Here is a 20624-nt window from a genome sequence, read left to right on the forward strand (position 1 = left end):
GAAAATTACGGTTATTTTCAAGCTAATATAATATTAATAATTCAGATTGACTCCAAAACCAATTCCCATATCACTATCATAATGTGTAGTGATTCCGAAGTTTCTGCCCGCCACATATTTTAATCCAGCCATATATTCTTTATCGGTATTCCACATTAAATTCATTCGCAAGCGTTTGGAAAGCGGAATATCTTTTCGTTCAAATTGGACTCTCACATTTCCATCGGTGTATACTTCAACCTGTGCTTTTACGAGCATTGGCAAAGTATATTCAGCTCCTAAACTGAAAACTGAACGATTGTCTTTGGTATTCTTTTGACCAAATAAATTTTGTTCCTGTTCGTCCATTCCCATTTTTCTGTATCGCCAGTCAAAACCTATAAAAGGCATAAACCATTGCATTTTTCCAATATATCGGCCAATATGCGTTTCGGTTTCATAACCGTGACTGTCATTATAACCCAATCTCCATTCGGTTCCAATGCTCCAGCGTGTATTGCTGTACATGGCTTCACCGTCATTTCCGTTTGTGGCAAAATCATTTTCGCCCATAAAATGAAACATACGATCGTCCATTTTTAGCATTTTATACGCCATTTCAGGATGATGAATCAACGGATTTGGTGCCGAATTTTCATAACTAAAAATACGTCCCATTCCCGCCATCATGTGATATAAAATATGACAATGAAAAAACCAGTCGCCATCAGCATTGGCCTGAAATTCGATTGTATCGGTTTCCATCGGCATAATATCAATCACATTTTTTAGCGGAGAATAATCGCCATGTTCGTTTAAAATCCTAAAATCGTGTCCGTGTAAATGCATTGGGTGGCGCATCATTGATCCGTTGTACAAAACGATTCGCACGTTTTCTCCTTTTTTAATTAAAATTTTATCCGTTTCTGAAACTACTTTATTATCCAAACTCCAAACATATCGATTCATATTTCCGGATAATGTAAAACGAAGTTCTTTTACCGGAGCATCTTTGGGCAATGTTGTTTTGGTTGGAGATTTCAGCATTCCGTAATTTAATGTTACAATTTCAGAAGTTGAGGTAGAATCATCTGGCATTTCCATGCCTTCCATATTGTGCATCGAATGATCTTCTGTTTTTGCTGATTCCTCTTCTCCAGAAATTTCAGGATACATTACGGTATTCATGTCCATTTTGTTCAATGACATATTCATACCCATATCATTCATTTCGCCATTCATTTTCATCATGTCGTTCATCATTTTCATTCCTTCAAAATATTTTAATTTGGGAAGATGAGAAACAGGCTGTTTGGTGCCTTCACCTAAAAACAAAGAAGCAGATCCAGTTCTGTCTTCGGCTGTAGCCAAAAAGGCAAAGGATTTTTTATCTTGAGGAATTGTAACGATGACATCATAAGTTTCAGAAACGGCAATAATCAAACGATCCACTTCTACAGGTTCAACGTCGTTTCCGTCGCTGGCGACAACCGTTATTTTTCCGCCTCCATATGTCAGCCAAAAATAACTGGATGCGCCTCCGTTTGCAATTCGCAATCGGACTTTATCGCCAGCTTTAAACTGCGAAAGCTGGTCTTCATTTTTTCCATTAATTAAAAACTTTTCATAGTAAACATCACTCACGTCCATAGCATTCATACGTTTCAATTCGTTTGTGATTTTGGTCGAAAACTGACCTTTTTTAATCGCTTCGGCATAACTTTGTGTTGTCCCTTTTTTTATGGCGAACCAATCGTTTGCATTATGAAGCATTCGCTGTACATTTTCCGGTTTAAGATCTGTCCATTCGCTTAAAATAATCGGAACAGTCGGTAAATCGTCAATGTCTTTTCTAAAAGTCGGATCGTCTTTCTTTTTATTGATAATGAAAAGTCCGTATAAACCAATTTGTTCCTGTAACCCCGAATGGCTGTGATACCAATACGTTCCGTTTTGGATAATTGGAAAAGTATATTTGTGTATTGTACCCGGCTTAATTGGCATTTGCGTTAAATAAGGAACGCCGTCTTCTTTGTTTGGAAGAAATAATCCGTGCCAATGTAGGGCTGTGTCTTCATTTTTTAAATCATTATGCACATAAATCTCCGCAATATCGCCTTCTGTAAAAGTCAATGTTGGCATCGGAATTTGTCCGTTAACCGTAAACGCGCGTTTTTCTTTTCCAGAAAAATTCACAATTGTATCACGAACGTGTAAATCATAACGAACTACTTTTTGAGCTTTTGCACTCAAAGCAATTAAAAAGACGAGTAATATAGTATGTAGTTTCATATTGATTTTTTAAAGATTTAGATTTCGCAATCGCAAAGCATTTACAATTACTGAAACCGAACTTAAACTCATAGCCAGCGCCGCTAACATCGGCGAAAGCAAAATCCCGAATACAGGATATAAAATTCCCGCTGCAATTGGTACACCTAAAACATTGTAGATAAAGGCGAAAAACAGATTTTGCTTAATGTTTTTCATCACTGAAAAACTCAATTTTTTAGCTTTTACAATTCCGTTTAAATCTCCTTTTACAAGCGTTATTTTGGCACTTTCAATAGCAACATCAGTTCCGGTTCCCATGGCAATTCCAATATCAGCTTTGGCTAAAGCCGGAGCATCATTGATTCCGTCGCCAGCCATCGCTACAATTTTTCCTTCAGCTTGCAAACGTTCAATTTCTCTCAGTTTATCTTCAGGAAGACAATCGGCTTTAAAAGAACTTAAATGAAGCTGATCTGCCACTGCTTTGGCTGTATTTTTATTGTCTCCGGTAAGCATGATAACTTCAACGCCCTGATCGATTAAATCTTTGATTGCTTTTACACTGTTTGTTTTTATGGCATCTGAAATGGTTACATATCCCGAAACAATATTGTTTACAGCGATGTATGAAACCGTTTTTCCCAGATTTTGCTCGGCTGTAATTTTGCTTTCAAAATCGTCGGAAATTGAAGCGTTAATCTGTTCCATTAGTTTTTTATTTCCCAATGTAATTTTTGAATTATTAACAGTTCCTAAAACTCCTTTTCCGGCAATCGCTTCAAAATCTGGAACTTCAAGTAAAGATAGGTTTTTGTCTTTCGCAAAATGGACAACGGACTGCGCCAAAGGATGTTCACTGTGCTGATTTAGTGAAGCAATATTTTGCAAAAGAAAATCTTCGTTAGTATCGATGGCATAAATTTTTTCGACAGTTGGTTTTCCTTCTGTAATTGTTCCAGTTTTATCGGTGATTAAAACATCAATTTTATTCATGTTTTCGAGTGCTTCGGCATTTTTGATTAAAATTCCGTGCTGAGCTCCTTTTCCAACTCCAACCATAACCGACATTGGAGTTGCCAATCCTAAAGCACAAGGACAGGCAATAATTAAAACAGCAATGGCATTAATTAGTCCATATATATAAGAAGGTTCAGGACCAAATTTTGCCCAGATAATAAAGGTCAATATTGAAATAGCCACAACGGTTGGAACAAAATATTTTGCAACGCGGTCGGCCAGTTTTTGAATTGGCGCTCTCGAACGGCTCGCATCATTTACCATTTGAATAATCTGTGAAAGTAAAGTTTCTGAACCTACTTTTTCGGCAATCATGACAAATGATTTGGTTCCGTTTATAGTTCCCGACATTACAGTATCGCCCGCTTTTTTATCAACGGGAATTGGTTCGCCGGTAATCATGGCTTCATCAATACTGCTTTCGCCGGAAGTGATTTTTCCGTCAACCGGAATTTTTTCTCCCGGTTTTACTCGTAATAAATCCCCTTTTTTAATATCGTGAATGGAGATTGTTCTGTCAGTTCCATTTTCTACCAAAGTAGCTTCAGTTGGCGCTAATTTTAGTAATTCTTTAATCGCGCCATTGGTTTGTCCGTGCGCTTTGGCTTCTAATAATTGACCCAATAAAACCAAAGTTATAATAACGGTTGCGGCTTCAAAATAAAGATGAATGGTTCCATGATGCGATTTGAATTCGGACGGAAAAAGATCTGGGAAGAACATTCCGGCAACGCTGAATAGAAACGCAACGCTGGTTCCAATTCCAATTAAAGTGAACATGTTTAAATTCCAGGTAATAATCGATTTCCAAGCACGGACAAAAAACATCCATCCAGCATAAAACAAAACCGGAATTGAAAATAAAAACTGAACCCAGTTCCATTTTTCAATCGACATGATTTTAAAAAGCGGATTATCAGGAATCATTTCCGACATCGAAATAATGAAAATTGGAAGCGTGAACAACGTTGCGATCTTCATTTTCTTTAGTAAGTCAGTGTAGGTTTTATTTTCTTCAGAGTCAGATGCCTGCATGGGCACTAAATCCATCCCGCAGATTGGACAGTCTCCCGGCTCATTAGAAATGACTTCCGGATGCATTGGACAGGTAAATTGTGTGCCAATGGCAATTTGAGGTACCAAATCCATTCCGCAAACCGGACAATCTCCGGGTTTGTTATAGGTTTTATCGCCTTCGCAATGCATTGGGCAGTAAAAAACTCCGGTTGCATTATGAGGAATTACCGTTTTTTCTTTTTTATGATGATGAGCCGAATGATCTTCTTTTTTATGACTTGAACAACATGATTTTAATGCAGATTCGTCTTTTTTCGGAGAATCCATTTCAATAGTATAGTTTCCTGCAGCAGATAAAACTTCTTGAAATTTCTCTGTTGGAACATGTTTTTCCATTGTTATGGTTGCCAATGGCGGATCTAACGTTACTTCGGCATGAATGCCGCCAACCTCATTTAGCGTTTTTTCGACTTTAGTGCGGCAGCCGTTGCAAGACATTCCTGAAATTATATATTGATGTGTCATTGTTTTATCTTTTAAAGTATTACAATGCAAATTTCCGAAGTAAGGTTTACAACGGTTTGTATAATTTTGAGAATGATTTGTAATATTTACTAAAAGTTTTTTTTAACGCAAAGAGCGCTAAGATTTTGTAGTTTAAAATAATCTCGCAAAGTCGCAAAGTTTTATTTTTATTAAGATAATTAAAAAATAGTTTCCCGCAGATTTTGCAGATCATGCAGATTAAAATTTAAATAATTTGCGATTAAATAATCCGCGGGATCTGCAAAATCTGCGGGAAACTCAAAAAAACTTTGGGCTTTTGCGACTTTGCGAGAAATTGACTTTTTACAAATTCTCTAGCTGAATACGATTTTTATCTTTCAATTTTTTAAAAGAAGTAGGCGTAAAACCCGTAATTTTCTTGAACTGATTACTCAAATGTGCTATGTTGCTATAGTTTAAAAGATCAGCAATTTCACTTAACGAAAGCTCATTGTAAATCAATAATTCTTTTACCTTTTCTATTTTCTGGCTGATGAAATACTTCTCGATTGTCGTGTTTTCAATTTCAGAAAATAAATTACTCAGTGAATTATAATCTTGGTTGAGGTTTTCAGCTAAATAATCTGATAAATTAATTTTGAGCTCACTGTTTTTATGATGAACCAAATCGACAATCAAATTTTTTATTTTCTCGATGGTTTTGGTTTTTTTATCATCTAATAAATCAAAACCTAAGGATTGCAAGTTTTTTAGCAAGATCTCTTTTTGAGAATCAGAAATTTCATTTAGCAGTTCGACTTCACCTAATTCAACAGAAATAGTTTGGAGTCTGAGTTTCTCAAACTCAAACTCCACAACCATTTTACATCGAGCACACACCATGTTTTTGATGTAGAGCTTCATATTTATTTGATAGTTTCTACCACGTTTCCGCAAGTCAACATCGAAGAACCGTAATACGGATTCTTAACTGCTTTTTCTTTGCTTAACCAGTCTGCATCGGCCATTGGGCAATATTGTTTGTAAACCGGCTGCTCTGGACTTGAAACTTTTATTAGATCGTAAGTACTTTTAGAAAGCGATTTGAAAGCTTCTCGCTGTTTTTTAAGATCTGTTGTAGCCGAAATACTTTTAGCATCGGCAGAAAGTTTTTTTACGGCTTTCATCCAAGCGGTATGTTCATTGCTTTTCAGCTTGTCCATTTTTACGGCTGTAATAGCAGTAAGTAAATCTTGGGCTTTCGCCGAAGTCAACTTACTGTCGCTTTTAATAAGTGCATCTTTTACGGTAAAATAAGCATCATAAACCGCTTGTAATTGTGTTGGTTCTACAGTTTCAATTGTTGTTTTTTCTGCTTTTACAGCATTTGCCTGAATCGTACTTGCAGAAAATAATACTATGATTACTGCTGCTATAGTTGCTATTGTATTTTTCATTTTTATGTAATTTTATTAGAGAGGAATTTAAACTCCTCTTATTTATTTAAGTTTAGATTTTTTTCTTTCATTTTGCGAAAAAAACTTTGCGAACTTTGCGTAAATCATCGCGTTCTTTGCGGTTAAATTTGACGCAATTAGGGCTGTCAGAAATAGAATTAGTTTATTTTTGGAATTAACCAAATAGAGGTAAAACCATCAGAAATAGTACTGTTTTTGTAATATCCAATTGGTTTTTTAAAAGTTAAATTAAAAGTATTGTTATTTAATTCCATTTCATTTTGGATTACCAAACTAAGCTGTAATCCCGAAATTGTACAGCCAGCATGATCACATTTACCGCTGCACCCTTTTTTAGAATGAGAATCTTTTTTGCAGCAATCTTTTAAACAAGCGTGAGAATCTTTTTCAGATGAAGCCGCTTTCTTTTCGCAGGAACTTTTTTCTGAAGATTTTCCACAGGCATAACTTGCAGTTGACATCAAAGAGAAGCCAAAAGTTAAAACAAGAAATAATATGTGTACTTTTTTTGCCAACGGAAATTTGTTTTGTAGTACAAATTTAGATAAAAATTTTCAGCTCTAAGATCTTTTAAGATTTCAATAACTAAAGCTTTTTGAAATCTGTCGGTTTCATGTTTTTTCTTTTTTTGAAGTAATTCGACAAATGACTTTCATCGGTGAAACCAAATTCATAAGCAATTTGCTTAATCGGCAATTGGTTGTTCTGAATACGCTTTTCAATTAAAGTGGTCCGTAAATTATTAATATAATCGCGATAACTGATAGAAAATGTTCTTTTAAAATACGCACTGAAATAAGTTGGAGCAATATTAAAATGTTCCGCAATCACTTTAATCTGAACTAGTTTTGGCTGATAAACATTTTGATGAATGTAATTTGCAATTTGTTCATTGTCAAGATGCGTTGATTTCATCTGTAGATTCATGCCTCGGATGGTTTCTTTGATCAATCCAAAAATCGAAAGAATCTGATAAAAAACGATCGGCGAGGTGGTAACATCAATATATTGGTCATAAGTAATGATATTTTCGACAGTATTTTTTAGAATCGTTTTGCAGGGATCATCAAACTTTAAAACAGTTTCTTTTAGAATTTTGTCCCGCATAAAACTTTCGGGCGTATTTACTAGGAATTCATCACAAGTAAGATTCTGTTTTGAATTAAAATAATTGTCCGTGAATTTGATATAAACAAACCGAGTATTTTTTTTAATGTCAAAATAATGCTCATCTTCAGGTGAAATCACAAATAAATCTCCTGTTTTATAAGGAAGAAGATTTTTGTTGAGATGATGAATACCGCTTCCTTTTTTTATATAGATAATTTCATAGTAAGTGTGCGTGTGCGGCGGAAGGTGAAATTTCTCATCTTCAAATTCATGAATGACTAAAGTTTCAAACTGATTTAATTTAGGCATAACTTAAATTTACAAGTTTATATCACAAATGTACAATTTATTTTGAGGTTAACGGTGTTAAATTTGCATCATAGAAAATACATTCCTTTCTAGTGAAATCAAAATGAAAAAAAGTCTTATAGCCTTGTCTTTAGGAGGCTTAACTATTGGAATAACTGAATTTGTTATGATGGGCCTTTTGCCTGATATTGCTTCAGATATGAAGGTTTCGATTCCCGTTGCAGGATATTTAATTTCATCATATGCGTTGGGCGTTGTTATTGGTGCGCCATTATTGGTAATCTTAGGAAGAAATTTACCTCCAAAAAAAATGCTTTTGATATTGGCATTGATGTTAACGTTTTTTAATGCACTTTCGATCATTGCGCCTACCTATAATTTCTTATTTGCTTCGAGGTTTCTTTCGGGATTACCGCATGGAGCATTTTTTGGTGTTGGTGCTGTAGTGGCAAGCCGTTTAGCAGATAAAGGAAAAGAAGCGCAGGTAATTTCGATTATGTTTGCCGGTTTAACATTGGCTAATTTAATTGGTGTGCCAATTGGTACTTATATAGGACACCATTTTATTTGGCGTTATACTTTTATATTAATTGCTTTTGTGGGATTGCTTACCTTTTTGTTTATTTCTTTATGGATGCCAAAATTGGAAAAAACGGGAGATGTAAATATGAAAACACAATTGCTGTTTTTTAAGAAAACAGAAGCATGGTTAATTATCGGAATCACTGCAATTGGTTTTGGAGGTTTGTTTGCTTGGATCAGTTATATTGCGCCACTGTTAATAAATGTTTCTAAGTTTTCGCCAGAAGATGTTTCGTATATTTTAATTCTTGCCGGCCTCGGAATGGTTGTTGGAAATTTTGCCGGCGGTAAATTGGCCGACAAATACTCACCGGCACCTACTGTATTGGCATTATTATTTATAATGGTGATTGATTTGCTTTTAGTTTATTCTTTCTCCTTCAATCAATATGTTTCGTTGTTTTTGACATTTTTAACTGGCGCGATTTCTTTTTCGGTAATTGCACCTATTCAAATGCTGATGATTAAAACGGCTAAAGATGCTGAGATGATTGCGTCAGCGGCACTTCAGGGAAGTTTTAATATTGGAAATGCTTTAGGCGCATTTTTAGGCGGAATGCCTTTGGCGGCTGGTTATGGTTTTGCATCTCCTAATCTTATTGGTGTTGGGATGGCGGTAACCGGAATGCTAATTACTTTGGCTTTAATGCAGAAACATAAATCAAATTTGCAATTGCAAAAGGCTTAAAAATTTAAATACTCTTTTTCTTAAACCCTTAAAGTTAATCACTTAAGGGTTTTTTTGTGCTTTTTCTTAAAGGTTTTTCCGGGTTCCAGCTATGTTATTGTAAGAATTGATTGGTTTTTTGTGATGTATTTGGTGTTATGTCGTTTTTACAGGAACATTTTGCTGTCTTGTAAAAACGATATTATTTTTTCATGTAATCGATTGTTTTTTTGATAAAAACGAAAGAAATTAATATTTGACAATAATATAATTACTATTTATTCATAATATAAATTACATATGTGGTATAAAAAAGTGCTTTTATTTTTGATATGTAATTTTTTTTAGCAAATTTTTATGAAAATAAATTTTTTATATAAAAAAAATATCTATGTTTGTGTAATCGATTACATGATTTGATTTTTGTTGATTTCAAGTCATTTTTTTTAAACGAAATCGATTGAAAAACCTTGTTTTTACTGCGTTTTTCAAGAATATCAAAACCACTTAGACATAGAATTTATAATATCAAAACCACATAAATTACCATTAACCAATTAATAACTTAAACAATAAACCATGAACTTTAAAGAATTATTAAACAATGGAGCAAACTATTGCTTCACTCTTGTTTTCTTATTGTGCTTGCTTATGAGTAGTCAGGTAAATGCACAGACTACAACTATTGAGGGGACCGTTAAGGATGCTGCCGGACTTACTTTGCCGGGAGTTAATGTACTTGAAAAAGGAACGAAAAACGGTGTTTCTACTGATTTTGACGGACATTATAAGATTAAATTGACGAATCCTAAGGGTATCGTAACTTTTTCTTTTATTGGATTCGGAACTAAAGAAATTGCTGCCGCGGGAAAGACTAAAATAGATGTAGTGCTGACTGAAGATTCTAATAACTTGAATGAGGTTGTTGTAATTGGATATGGTACTTCAAAAAAATCTGATTTAACGGGCGCTGTTGCTACATTCTCAGGAAATGAGGTGCGTAAAATCCCTGTACCTAACGTAGCAGAGGCTTTAACAGGACGTATCGCCGGGGTTCAGGTAACTAGTTCTGAAGGATCACCAGATTCAAACGTTCAAATTAGAATTCGTGGAAATGGTTCGCTAAGTCAGGATGCATCTCCATTATATATAGTAGATGGATTTCCGGTTAACAATATCAATGATATTTCTTCTTCAGATATTGAGACGATGACAGTTTTAAAAGACGCGTCATCTACTGCGATCTATGGATCTAGAGGAGCTTATGGAGTTATTATCGTTACTACCAAAAAAGGTAAAGATGGTAAGATTGCTGTGAACTTCAATATGTTTTACGGAATGAAAAAGATAGCTAATACTATCGATGTTACTGCTCCTGAGGACTATGTGAAATGGCAGTACGAATATGCTTTGCTTGATCAGACAGATAAAACGATCTTAAGTAATCCAAACTCTTATACAAAATATTTTGGCAACTGGCAGGATTATGATATGTATAAAGGTATGAAAGGCAACAATTGGCAAAAGCAAGTTTTTGGTCGTACTGGTGAAGTACAAAGTCGTGATTTGTCTATTCGTGGTGGTTCGGATAAGATAAATTACAATTTTAACTATGCACATTATGACGAAAAAGCGATTATGCTAGGGTCAGATTATAATAGAAATAACTTGTCACTTGCTATAAACAGCAAAGCTTCTGACAAAGTTGATTTGAGCTTTACAGTACGTTACTCAGATACTCAGATTAACGGTGGAGGTATGAATGAGCAAAATGAGGTTTCATCTGCAGATTCTCGTTTGAAAAATATTGTTGGATATGCTCCAATTCCAGTTCCAGGTTTAACTTCAGATGATACTGATGAAGCAGTAGCAGAAAATTTAGTGCATCCATTAGTGGCTATCAGTGATAATGACCGCCAGCAGTTCAGAAAAAACTTCAATACACTTGGAAGCTTTTCTTGGAAATTGACTCAAGATTTAGTGTTTAAAACAGAATTAGGTTTAGATAATTATAACTATCAAGATTATCGTTTCTATGGACGTACAACTTATTATGTAAAAAATAATCCTGCAGCAATAAGACAAGGTATGCCTGCAATGATAATGGGTGATAGAAAAGATACTCGTTTTAGAAATGCAAATACACTTAATTATGATTTGAAAAAATTAGTTGGAGACAATCATAACTTGAAATTTCTTTTAGGTGAGGAGTCTATTCAATATAAAAGAAATGATTTAACTAGTACCATTCAAGGATATCCATTATCTTTTGATTTAGACCAGGCTAAAAAATTAACTACTCAAGGAACGCCAATTTCAGTAGATAACTTCTATTTCCCAGAAGATAAACTGCTTTCTTTCTTCGGACGTGTAAATTATGATTATAAAGATCGTTACCTATTTACAGCAACATATCGTGCAGATGGTTCAAGTAAATTTTTAGGTGACAATAAATGGGGATTTTTCCCAGCAGCAGCAGCAGCTTGGAAAATTTCTGGTGAGGAATTTTTGAAAGATGCTTCTTGGATCAATTTGCTTAAATTAAGAGTAAGTTATGGTGAAGCTGGAAACAATAATATTCCAACTGGACAAATGGTTCAGAGTTTCATTTCTTCTACATCTACTTGGATTAATGGTGTTGATAATTTCTGGGCAGCTTCTAAAACAATGGCTAATCCTGATTTGAAGTGGGAAACAACTGTAACTCAAAATATAGGTTTAGATTTTGATTTATTCAAAAATAAAGTAACAGGATCTGTTGAGGTTTATAAAAACAAAACAAAAGATCTATTGATGAATTTCCCAATTGCTGGAGGAGGTTATGATTTCCAGTACAGAAATATGGGTGAAATTCAAAACAGCGGAGTTGAGGCAACTTTAAATCTTAATCTTATTGAAAGAGAGAAGTATGGCGTAAGCGTATCGTTCAACTCATCATTTAATACCAATCGAATTAATTCTATTGGAGTAATGGATAATTTTAAGCAAGCTTCAGGATGGGCTTCTACCGCAATTGGAGCTGATTATTTAGTAAATGTTGGTCAGCCATTAGGTATCATGTACGGATATAAAAGTGATGGACGTTATGAAGTAGCGGACTTTAATTATGCTGCCGGAGCCTATACTTTAAAAACGGGAGTGCCAGATGGAACTACAATAGTAGGGAAGATGCAGCCAGGAGCTATGAAATTAAAAGATATTAATAATGACGGTAAAGTAGATACTAACGATCTTACTGTTATTGGAAATGCTAATCCAAAAAGTACTGGAGGTATGGTGTTGAATGCAAATGCTTATGGATTTGATCTTTCGGCAGCTTTTAACTGGAGTATTGGAAACGACGTTTACAATGCAAATAAAATTGAATTTAATACTGCAATTCCAAACGGACAATACAGAAATTTAAGTTCTGATATGGCTGATGGAACAAGATGGACAAACTTAAATACTACAACTGGACAATTAGTAACAGATCCTACAGAATTAGCTGCTTTAAACGCTAATACTACAATGTGGTCTCCTTATATGCCTCGTTATGTTTTTAGCGACTGGGCTGTTGAAGATGGATCGTTTTTAAGACTTAATAATTTAAGTTTAGGTTATACAACACCAAATGCTTTGACTTCTGCTTTGGGAGTTTCTAAGTTGAGATTTTATCTTACTGCGAGTAACGTTTTTGTGTGGACTAAATATTCTGGTCCAGATCCTGAATCTTCTACTAGAAGAAACACACCTTATACACCAGGGGTTGATTATTCAGCTTATCCGCGCAGCAGACAGTTGATATTTGGTCTTAACCTTAATTTTTAATTCAGTAAAACTTTCACAAGATGAAACATAAAATATTAATAGCAGGAATATTTATAGCAAGCCTTTTTGCTTCTTGCTCAGATGATTATTTAGATGCTCCAGCACAATCAACATTAGATGAATCAGTTATTTTTTCTAGTCCAGGATTGGCTAAAGGTGCGGTAGATGGAATTAAAATTCCGTTTGCAGAAACTAACTCTTACAGAGGTCGTTTTCTTCCTTTTTACGGATTAAATACAGATACAGAATGGTATAATTCGTCTCAGACTGTAAGTGATGCATCAGATTTATGTACTTATGATGCAAAACCGAATAACTCTCAAATGAATACAACTAACAATGCTTGGGCAATGATGTATTCGGGAATTGAGCGTGCTAATATCTGTATTCGCGGTTTACGTACATATGGAAAACCGACAACAGATGCAGATTTGGGTTATTTATTAGGTGAAGCTTTGACATTAAGAGCTATTTATTATGCTGATTTGATTAAGGCATGGGGCGATGTTCCTGCTCGATTTGAACCAGTTGATAATTCGACACTATATATAGGAAAAACAAGCCGTGACGAAATTTACAAGCAGCTTTTGGCTGATTTAGCTGAAGCAGCAAAATTAGTTCCTTGGCCTGGAGAAACTGCTGCAACAAGTAATGTAGAAAGAATTAATAAAGCTTTCGTGAAAGGATTGCGTGCTCGTTTAGCAATGGCAGCGAGTGGTTATCAGCAATATCCTGATGGAATCAGAAGAAGTAAAGATCCTGCATTATCAGTTGGAAATATGTATGCTTTGGCTTTAGCTGAATCCCGTTCGGTTATTGCAAGTGGATCAGCACATTTAGAATCTTCTTTTGAAACATTCTGGAAAAAATACAATCAAGAGTATATTGTTGCAGGAGGAGAATCATTATGGGAACTTCCTTTCTCAGATGGTAGAGGCCGTATGTTGTTCACTTTTGCTGTTCGTCATACTACAAATGACCAATTTCATGCAAATGGAGCAAACCGCGGAGGAACTGCAGGACCGCTTCCAACTATATTTTATGATTATGATGTAAAAGATACTCGAAGAGATGTGACTTGCGTTCCTTATAAATATGGTACAGCTGTAAACAATATAGCTAAACAAGAATTAGGAACATTGAATACATGGTATTTTGGTAAATACCGTTATGAGTGGATGACTCGTTTTGTTACTTCAACAAATGACGATGGTGTAAACAAAATTTATATGCGTTATGCCGAAGTTCTTTTAATTGCGGCTGAAGCGGCTAATGAAATAGAAGGACCAGCAGCAGCAGCGCCATATTTAAAAGAAATTAGAAGAAGAGCATTTGCAACAGCAGATCAGCCAGTAAAAGTTGATACTTATGTAAATGGTTTGACAACAAAAGATGCAATGTTTAAAGCACTTGTTGATGAAAATAAATATGAGTTTACAGGTGAAATGGAGCGTAAACAAAATCTTATCCGTTGGAACTTGCTTAAAGCAAAATTAGATGAAGCTAAAGTGAATATGAAAAGTTTAGCAGACCGTACTGGTAATTATTCAGATGTCCCAACAACATTATATTATAAGTTTAAAGCAGATAACGTGAGCCTTGATATTTATGGTCTGAACAAAGGAGAAACTACAAATCCAGGAGCTGGCTACAGTAGCATTGCTTGGACATGGACAGGTGCTGCTGCTGATACTAAGATCAATACTTTGTACAAGCCGGGCGTTAATCCTGATAACAGACAATTCTGGCCTATTTGGCAAGTATTTATCGATGGAAGCAATGGAAAAATAACTAATGATTACGGTTATTAATATCTCACTGAAAAATATAATTATGAAAACAAAATATATAGTAAAGGGACTTTTTGCTTCATTAATGATGATGCTGGCTTTTTCAAGCTGCGAAACTTTTAATGATCCTATAGTCGAGACTTTGGATGTAAACAGAGCGTTTTCTCCAATTGGCCTTACGGCGACAGTTAGAAATGAAACTGCTGTTGAATTAAACTGGACGGTAAAACCAGATGCAGATCATTATGTTGTGGAGTTTAGTGCTGATGATCCTGAATTTAAAGTTATTTATAAAACAATCAATGTTGCGCCTACAGAATTGCCAGTAAAAGTGCAGTTAGAAGGAGAAACAGTTTACGCGATCAGAGTTAAAGCAATCAGTTCAACTGGTCTGGACGCTTCTAAATGGTCCGTAACTTCTGCAACAACATTGTCTGAGCAACTATTTGTTTCTCCAGTACCGGGGGCAGATATTGAAGCAAAACAAGTAACTTTAAGATGGCCTGCAAACACAAATGCAACTCAAATTACAGTACAGCCAGGCGGCATTACTCATGCAATTACTCCAGCTGAAAAAACGGCAGGGGTTGCTGTTATAACAGGTCTAACGGGTGAAACTGTTTACACTGCTACTTTATTGAACGCTACCAAGAAAAGAGGTACAGTAACTTTTACGACTGGAATTGATATTGGAACTGGAATTTTAGTGAAACCAGAAGATAATTTAGTTCAAAAAATTACTGATGCACCTACTGGATCTGTTCTGGTATTAATGCCAGGTGATTATACAGCACAAACGGGCTTAATAGCTATAAATAAAACAATAACTTTAAGAGGTCTTAAAACAGCGGACAAATCAAAGTTGAAAGTTAATTTCACAATTGCTAATAATCCAGCAAATGCAAGTGAAGTGGTGAATTTCTCTTTAATTGATTTGGATTTAAACGGGACAGGTTTGACTGGTGGAGCAATAACAATTGCTTCGGCAGCTCCTACACAATTAGGAGATATTTTAATAAGCAACTGCTATGTTCATGATTTTCCTTCTCAGCTAATGTACGGAAATGCTGCTGCTAAATTAAAATCATTCACTGTTGATGGAAGTATTATTAAAAATGTAAACACTGCTGGATCGGCTGACTTTGTTGATTTCAGAACGACTTATGTTGCAAATGTTTCTTTAACAAAAAGCACATTCGATACCTGTTCATCACGTGATTTTGTTAGGCTAGATGCTGTTCTTCCTGCTAATGGAGGTTTTTCAGGAACAGGTTTGACAAGTAATGTGTTAATTGACCAATGTACAATATACGCTCCTACATTACCACTTGCAAGTAGAATTTTATATTTACGTTTTGTTTCAAATGGATCAATAGTACGTAATACATTGTTTGCGGTTGGATCTGCAGTTTATACAAACTCAACTGCAACTGCTGCACCGACATTTTTAAATAATAATAATTTCAATTCGCTTAATTTAGCATTGGTAGGAAGTAATAATAGACCTGATGCTTCTGCAACTACTTTAGATCCTCAATTTGCAAATGCTGCGGGTGGGAATTTTACTGTTGGAAACCAAACAATTAAAGATAAGAAGATTGGCGATCCACAATGGATTAAATAAATATTTTTACAGTTAGTTTTTAAAGGGATACAGTTTTTTCTGTATCCCTTTTTTATTTGTATTTCAGAAATTTGAAAATAGCAGTTTCTAGATTTTATTCAATTTCTAAATCAAATTTTTCCAAAAGCCCGGCAAGTGCAGTATGCGAAACTTTTGTCTTTTTGACTTTGTTTTCAGATGGATCAAAAGCATAATTTCTTGAAGTTCTAAAATCTGTTTTTTCCAAATTACATTCTAGAAAAGTGGCGTTAGATAAATCACAGTTTTTAAAAATCGCTAAAGACAAATCAGTATTAGAAAAATCAACATCTTTTAACGAACAGTCTGTAAAGTACGTTTTCTTTAGTTTTTTGTAAATGAAAGTCGAATAATCTAAAAGACAATCTTCAAAATTCATCGAAAATAAAAAGCTGTTGCTGGCACTAAAATCAAGTCCCATTAATTTACAGCCAGTAAATTTGATGTTTTTTAAGCCAGTATTTTTTAGAACTGCCAATGAAAGATTGCAGTTTTTGAATGTTGAATCTAAAAAATCATTGTAGCTTAAATCACTTTTAGAAAAGTTGCAGTTGATAAATTGACAGTTGACAAATTCAGTATTCGATAAACTTTGATCCGAATAATCAATTGTATCGAAAGTTCTATTTTGGTATAATTTTGTTTCCATTTAATTTTTAGGGAGCGATATTTTCGTTTTTATTCTAATTCGACACAGTCAAAAACAGCATTGTCTGCAAGTAATGCAACAATATCAAGTTCACTGTCTATCCGCAAAATATTGTCACAGTCTTCAAGATCAAAATTCCATAAAGTTTCAGGCAATATTTCGTGAAGCAGCGCCGCAGCCGATTCTAATTTTGACGGACTGTCAACAGAAGTTTTAAATACATAAATCATAATTTGCAGTTTTTGAACAGGCAAATTTCTGAAAAAAGTGTTTCTGGTTGCTAGGATTCTATAATCAATAATTAGGACTTATCAATCATTTTTCGGTATTGAATAGGAGAGATGCCTTCGTGTTTTTTAAAAAAGCGGCTAAAATAAGATTGATCTTCATGGCCAACCTGTGCCGCGATTTCGCTTATAGAAAGTGTAGTTTGAAAGAGTAAATATTTGGCTTCCAATAAAATGTTTTCATCAATCCATTTTACTGCAGATTTACCTGTGATTGTTTTTACACATTTGTTTAAATGATTGGGAGAAACATTGAGCAGCGAGGCATAATGATTGACCTGATGACGTGTTTTTATATGAAGATGAATCAATTCTTTGAACTTGCCGGTGATAATTTCTGCTGCCGAAATACCTTTAGAAGTGGTAACCGAGTTTTTATTCATTTCATAAAATAAAGCAATCAAATAGGTTTGCACAATATTTAGATTGGCAAGGTTTGTATCGGTATATTCTTTTTGCAGACGTTTTAAAATAGTTGTAATTAAAGGCGCATCTTCTGCAGCTAAATGCACTTTTGGGTTTCCTGAAATTTTTAAGAAATCAAAATCATTTAAAAGTTCACGGCTGCCATATTTTCCAATTAAAATATCAGGATGAAATTGACAGATATAACCGTTGTAGGTATTGTAAATGTTTTCAATTGAAAAAACCTGTTCTGCCGGAACCACTATAATTTCATTTGGAAAAGTTTCATATTCTTCAAATCCCACATTCATTTTATGTGATCCAGATTCTACAAAAATCAAAGTATGACAACTATGTTTAGACGGCGGAACGGGATACTGCAAATGCATCATTTCTTCGGTTTTTAAACAAAAAAAATGATCCGAATTGGATTTGAAAAGCAAATGCATAGGATTATCTTCTCCAAGAAATTTTTCCCGAAATCCTTTTGCTTCGTAGGTTTTTATTTTTTCAGCCGACTTTGATTTCATCTTTAATAATATAATCTGAAATCAAGTAATTTGCAAAGCGCATAATGTTTTTGGTACAATTCTTCGACTACTTCTGTTAGATCGTCATTCTCCTGATATAAAGTAAAAAATGCTTTGTCGATTGTTTTGTAACTGGCAATTTTATTATAAGAAGATCCGTAGCCCGAAATAGCTCGCGCTCCAGTAATATCTAGAAAATATTGTGCTTCGTCTTCGTTGAGGTCCAATCTTTTTTTATTGGCAAAATGAATAATTTTTCCTTTCATTTTTCCTTCAAAAAGTTCGGCTATTTCTTCAAGGCTATAATAGTAATCGTGTAAGCAAATATTGTTTTCCTGCCCAGGCATTACTAAATAAATGATTTCATAATCCTTAAAATTATGATCATCATACAGCAATGTGTTCAGGCTTTCCTCTAAGCCTTCAATAGTGTCACAGGTTTTATGAATGCTTGCAATGCCTTGATCAACAGCAATCTCTTCCAGGTTTTTAACCACATCAGTAATAGTGACCTCATCTATATCTGGAACGCCTTCCAGGCAAAAAATAAATTTTTCATTATCCATACTAATGTCTTTTGCGTTTCTTAACTAAAGAGAAATGTGGTTTTAGACAAAAGTATTTTTTTATGCGGAAAAACCGCTATCTGATTGGGATTTTAACGTGTTTTTTAGATTTGATTAAAGTTTAAAAATGTTTTTAACTGCAATTTTTTAAAACACCTAACAATTCTACCAAACTGACTACAGCATAAGTTGAGGAATAATCAGAAACGGCGTAAGGCAAAATGAGGCTGTTGTTGTGAATAATTGAACCGCAGGAATAAACAACATTTGGCACATAGCCTTCCCGTTCATCTTCAAGCGGTGCAAGCAGCGGTTCTTTAAGTCTTCCAATTTCTTTTGAAGGATCATCAAGGTCAAATAATGATGCACCAATGCAATAACGGCGCATAGTTCCTACGCCATGCGTAATTACAAGCCAGCCTTCTTCTGTCCAGAGTGGTGAACCGCAATTACCTATTTGCGTCAACTCCCAAGTAAAACGCGGTTCTTGTAAAAGAATAGGATTGTTCCATTGCGTCGCTCTTTCAGCGTACATGATATAATTGTTGACGCCATCAATTCTGGCGAGCATCGCATATTTGCCTTTTATTTTTTTTGGAAATAATGCGAGATTTTTATTTTGCGCACCTTCTCCATGCAACGGCAAAACTCTAAAAGAATAAAAATCTTCAGTCGAAATTAATTTTGGCAATATAGCGTGGCCGTTGTAAGCGGTATAAGTCGCCATGACACGAACGGAGTTATCATCATCTGTAAAACGAACAAAACGTGCATCTTCAATACCACGGCTTTCAGATTCAGAAATTGGAAAAATAACGCGCTCCGTAATATCTGAATCATGACTGAATTGCACATCATAAAAAGAATTGGCAAGCCAGACTATTTCTTCAAGTGCTATTCTTCTTTCCTGACGGATTGATGGATCACTCAAAGCGGTATTTACCATATTTTTTAGAACAACAAATTCAAATGCATCTGGAAGATCCTGCATAATTTGGTCAATGTATTTATTCTGGGTATGCATTTCGCACAATTTTTTTTGAAACCGTTCTTTGTTTAATAAGGTTTTGTGTTCGATTTCGGCCTTATCAATTTGACTCCCAATTTTCATTATCTGCAAGTTATTATCCTTGTCCAAAATCCCTCTTCTAAAAACAATAGAGGAAATATGGCCTTCACCAGTTGCTCTAAACGAAATAATGACACGTTTTTCTCCCGCTTCAAGACCAGATTGGTCAAAATCTTCTATAATTGACGGATTAAAAATGGCTGCAGATTCAATTGCATATTCCATTGTGCAGTAAGAACCTATGAGCATTTTTCGATTAAGTGACATGGCTTCATAGTCAATTTTTAAAGCTTCAATCAAGGGTCTGACTTTCTCGCAGTGTTTAAAAAAAATGGCTGAAATATTTCGGTGCCTTCTGGCAAATTCACGAAGTGTCTGTTCTAAAGTATCATAAACCTGTTTTTCGTCAAGCATCATTATCCTAGTAATCATCTGCTGGGTCCGTTCGTCGCCATTCATGAAATATCGGGCAACAACTCTTCTGGAATCTGGGGTGAATTTTATGTTTTTTCGGATTACGGATACTCGCATAGTTTTACTTTTTTTGATTACAATAAATAAGTGACTTTAGTAAAATTATTTCGGGGATATTGCATAATTTGCTTTAGAAAGTATAGAATACAACTGCTTAAATAAGAAAATTATTGTACCATATTGTTAAGCATAAACAAGTTAGTGATTTTGTGAACGAAAAAAAACTTTATTTTTAAAAATTTAGCATCTTCGGCTAGAGATTAGTAACAAATACGTTCAAAATATATTTCATAAAAAGGCAAAAAGCGTCGTTGTACTGTGATAAGAAAAAAGAAAGATTTACGAAGACGATCTTTTAAGAATTAAATTGTGTACCAAAAAAGTACGATCTGATACTCTGTAGAAGGAATTGATAAGTATTTGATGGGGTATTTTATGAATTGTGAGCTTTAATCCTTCGCAGAAAAAATTAACTTTAGCAGT

General features: G+C 34.6%; 15 protein-coding genes. 4 read left to right on the forward strand and 11 right to left on the reverse strand.

The window, feature by feature from the left end; translation table 11 throughout:
• Positions 1-33: 33 nt before the first annotated feature.
• The 6 genes from GKZ88_RS16670 to GKZ88_RS16695 all read right to left on the reverse strand — a co-directional run bounded on the left by GKZ88_RS16670 (position 34) and on the right by GKZ88_RS16695 (position 7670).
• Complete coding sequence (locus GKZ88_RS16670) at positions 34-2271, reverse strand: multicopper oxidase domain-containing protein (protein ID WP_155103482.1); 2238 nt, start codon at positions 2269-2271, stop codon at positions 34-36.
• A gap of 9 nt (positions 2272-2280) precedes the next feature.
• A complete protein-coding gene (locus GKZ88_RS16675; RefSeq protein ID WP_155103483.1) occupies positions 2281-4812 on the reverse strand; it encodes a heavy metal translocating P-type ATPase in 2532 nt (843 codons plus the stop codon).
• Between the two features lie 324 nt (positions 4813-5136).
• Positions 5137-5697 carry an AraC family transcriptional regulator gene (locus GKZ88_RS16680; RefSeq protein ID WP_155103484.1) on the reverse strand — a complete coding sequence of 187 codons (561 nt, stop codon included), beginning with the start codon at positions 5695-5697 and terminating at the stop codon, positions 5137-5139.
• A 2-nt stretch (positions 5698-5699) separates the two neighbouring features.
• Entirely contained in the window at positions 5700-6230 is a 531-nt protein-coding gene (locus tag GKZ88_RS16685; protein WP_155103485.1) for a DUF3347 domain-containing protein, read from the reverse strand.
• Positions 6231-6388: 158 nt separating this feature from the next.
• Positions 6389-6766, reverse strand: coding sequence for a hypothetical protein (locus GKZ88_RS16690; protein ID WP_230392541.1), 378 nt, complete (start codon positions 6764-6766; stop codon positions 6389-6391).
• A 70-nt stretch (positions 6767-6836) separates the two neighbouring features.
• Positions 6837-7670, reverse strand: a complete 834-nt coding sequence (locus GKZ88_RS16695) for an AraC family transcriptional regulator (RefSeq protein ID WP_155103486.1) — start codon at positions 7668-7670, stop codon at positions 6837-6839.
• Positions 7671-7773: 103 nt separating this feature from the next.
• Between GKZ88_RS16695 and GKZ88_RS16700 the strand changes: the two genes are divergently transcribed.
• The 4 genes from GKZ88_RS16700 to GKZ88_RS16715 all read left to right on the forward strand — a co-directional run bounded on the left by GKZ88_RS16700 (position 7774) and on the right by GKZ88_RS16715 (position 16143).
• A complete protein-coding gene (locus tag GKZ88_RS16700; RefSeq protein ID WP_155103487.1) occupies positions 7774-8940 on the forward strand; it encodes an MFS transporter in 1167 nt (388 codons plus the stop codon).
• Positions 8941-9498: 558 nt separating this feature from the next.
• Positions 9499-12729, forward strand: a complete 3231-nt coding sequence (locus GKZ88_RS16705; protein ID WP_155103488.1) for a TonB-dependent receptor — start codon at positions 9499-9501, stop codon at positions 12727-12729.
• Between the two features lie 20 nt (positions 12730-12749).
• A complete protein-coding gene (locus tag GKZ88_RS16710; RefSeq protein WP_155103489.1) occupies positions 12750-14540 on the forward strand; it encodes a RagB/SusD family nutrient uptake outer membrane protein in 1791 nt (596 codons plus the stop codon).
• A 22-nt stretch (positions 14541-14562) separates the two neighbouring features.
• The gene (locus GKZ88_RS16715; protein WP_155103490.1) at positions 14563-16143 is read left to right on the forward strand and encodes a DUF5123 domain-containing protein; all 1581 of its coding nucleotides are present in this window, start codon (positions 14563-14565) and stop codon (positions 16141-16143) included.
• Positions 16144-16237: 94 nt separating this feature from the next.
• Here GKZ88_RS16715 and GKZ88_RS16720 read toward each other — a convergent pair whose 3' ends face one another.
• The 5 genes from GKZ88_RS16720 to GKZ88_RS16740 form a co-directional block, all read right to left on the reverse strand.
• Positions 16238-16810: a pentapeptide repeat-containing protein gene (locus GKZ88_RS16720; protein ID WP_155103491.1), complete on the reverse strand. Its 573-nt coding sequence runs from the start codon at positions 16808-16810 to the stop codon at positions 16238-16240.
• Between the two features lie 29 nt (positions 16811-16839).
• Positions 16840-17040 (reverse strand): hypothetical protein, encoded by a 201-nt coding sequence (locus GKZ88_RS16725; RefSeq protein WP_155103492.1) that lies wholly within the window; start codon positions 17038-17040, stop codon positions 16840-16842.
• 71 nt (positions 17041-17111) lie between these two features.
• The gene (locus GKZ88_RS16730) at positions 17112-18032 is read right to left on the reverse strand and encodes a helix-turn-helix domain-containing protein (RefSeq protein WP_155103493.1); all 921 of its coding nucleotides are present in this window, start codon (positions 18030-18032) and stop codon (positions 17112-17114) included.
• A gap of 2 nt (positions 18033-18034) precedes the next feature.
• Positions 18035-18598 carry a DUF6642 family protein gene (locus GKZ88_RS16735; protein ID WP_155103494.1) on the reverse strand — a complete coding sequence of 188 codons (564 nt, stop codon included), beginning with the start codon at positions 18596-18598 and terminating at the stop codon, positions 18035-18037.
• A 133-nt stretch (positions 18599-18731) separates the two neighbouring features.
• On the reverse strand, positions 18732-20198 hold the full coding sequence (locus GKZ88_RS16740) for a glycoside hydrolase family 130 protein (protein WP_155103495.1): 1467 nt from the start codon (positions 20196-20198) through the stop codon (positions 18732-18734).
• Positions 20199-20624 lie beyond the last annotated feature (426 nt).

This window comes from Flavobacterium sp. LC2016-01, from assembly GCF_009711135.1.
In the GTDB taxonomy this organism is placed as follows: domain Bacteria; phylum Bacteroidota; class Bacteroidia; order Flavobacteriales; family Flavobacteriaceae; genus Flavobacterium.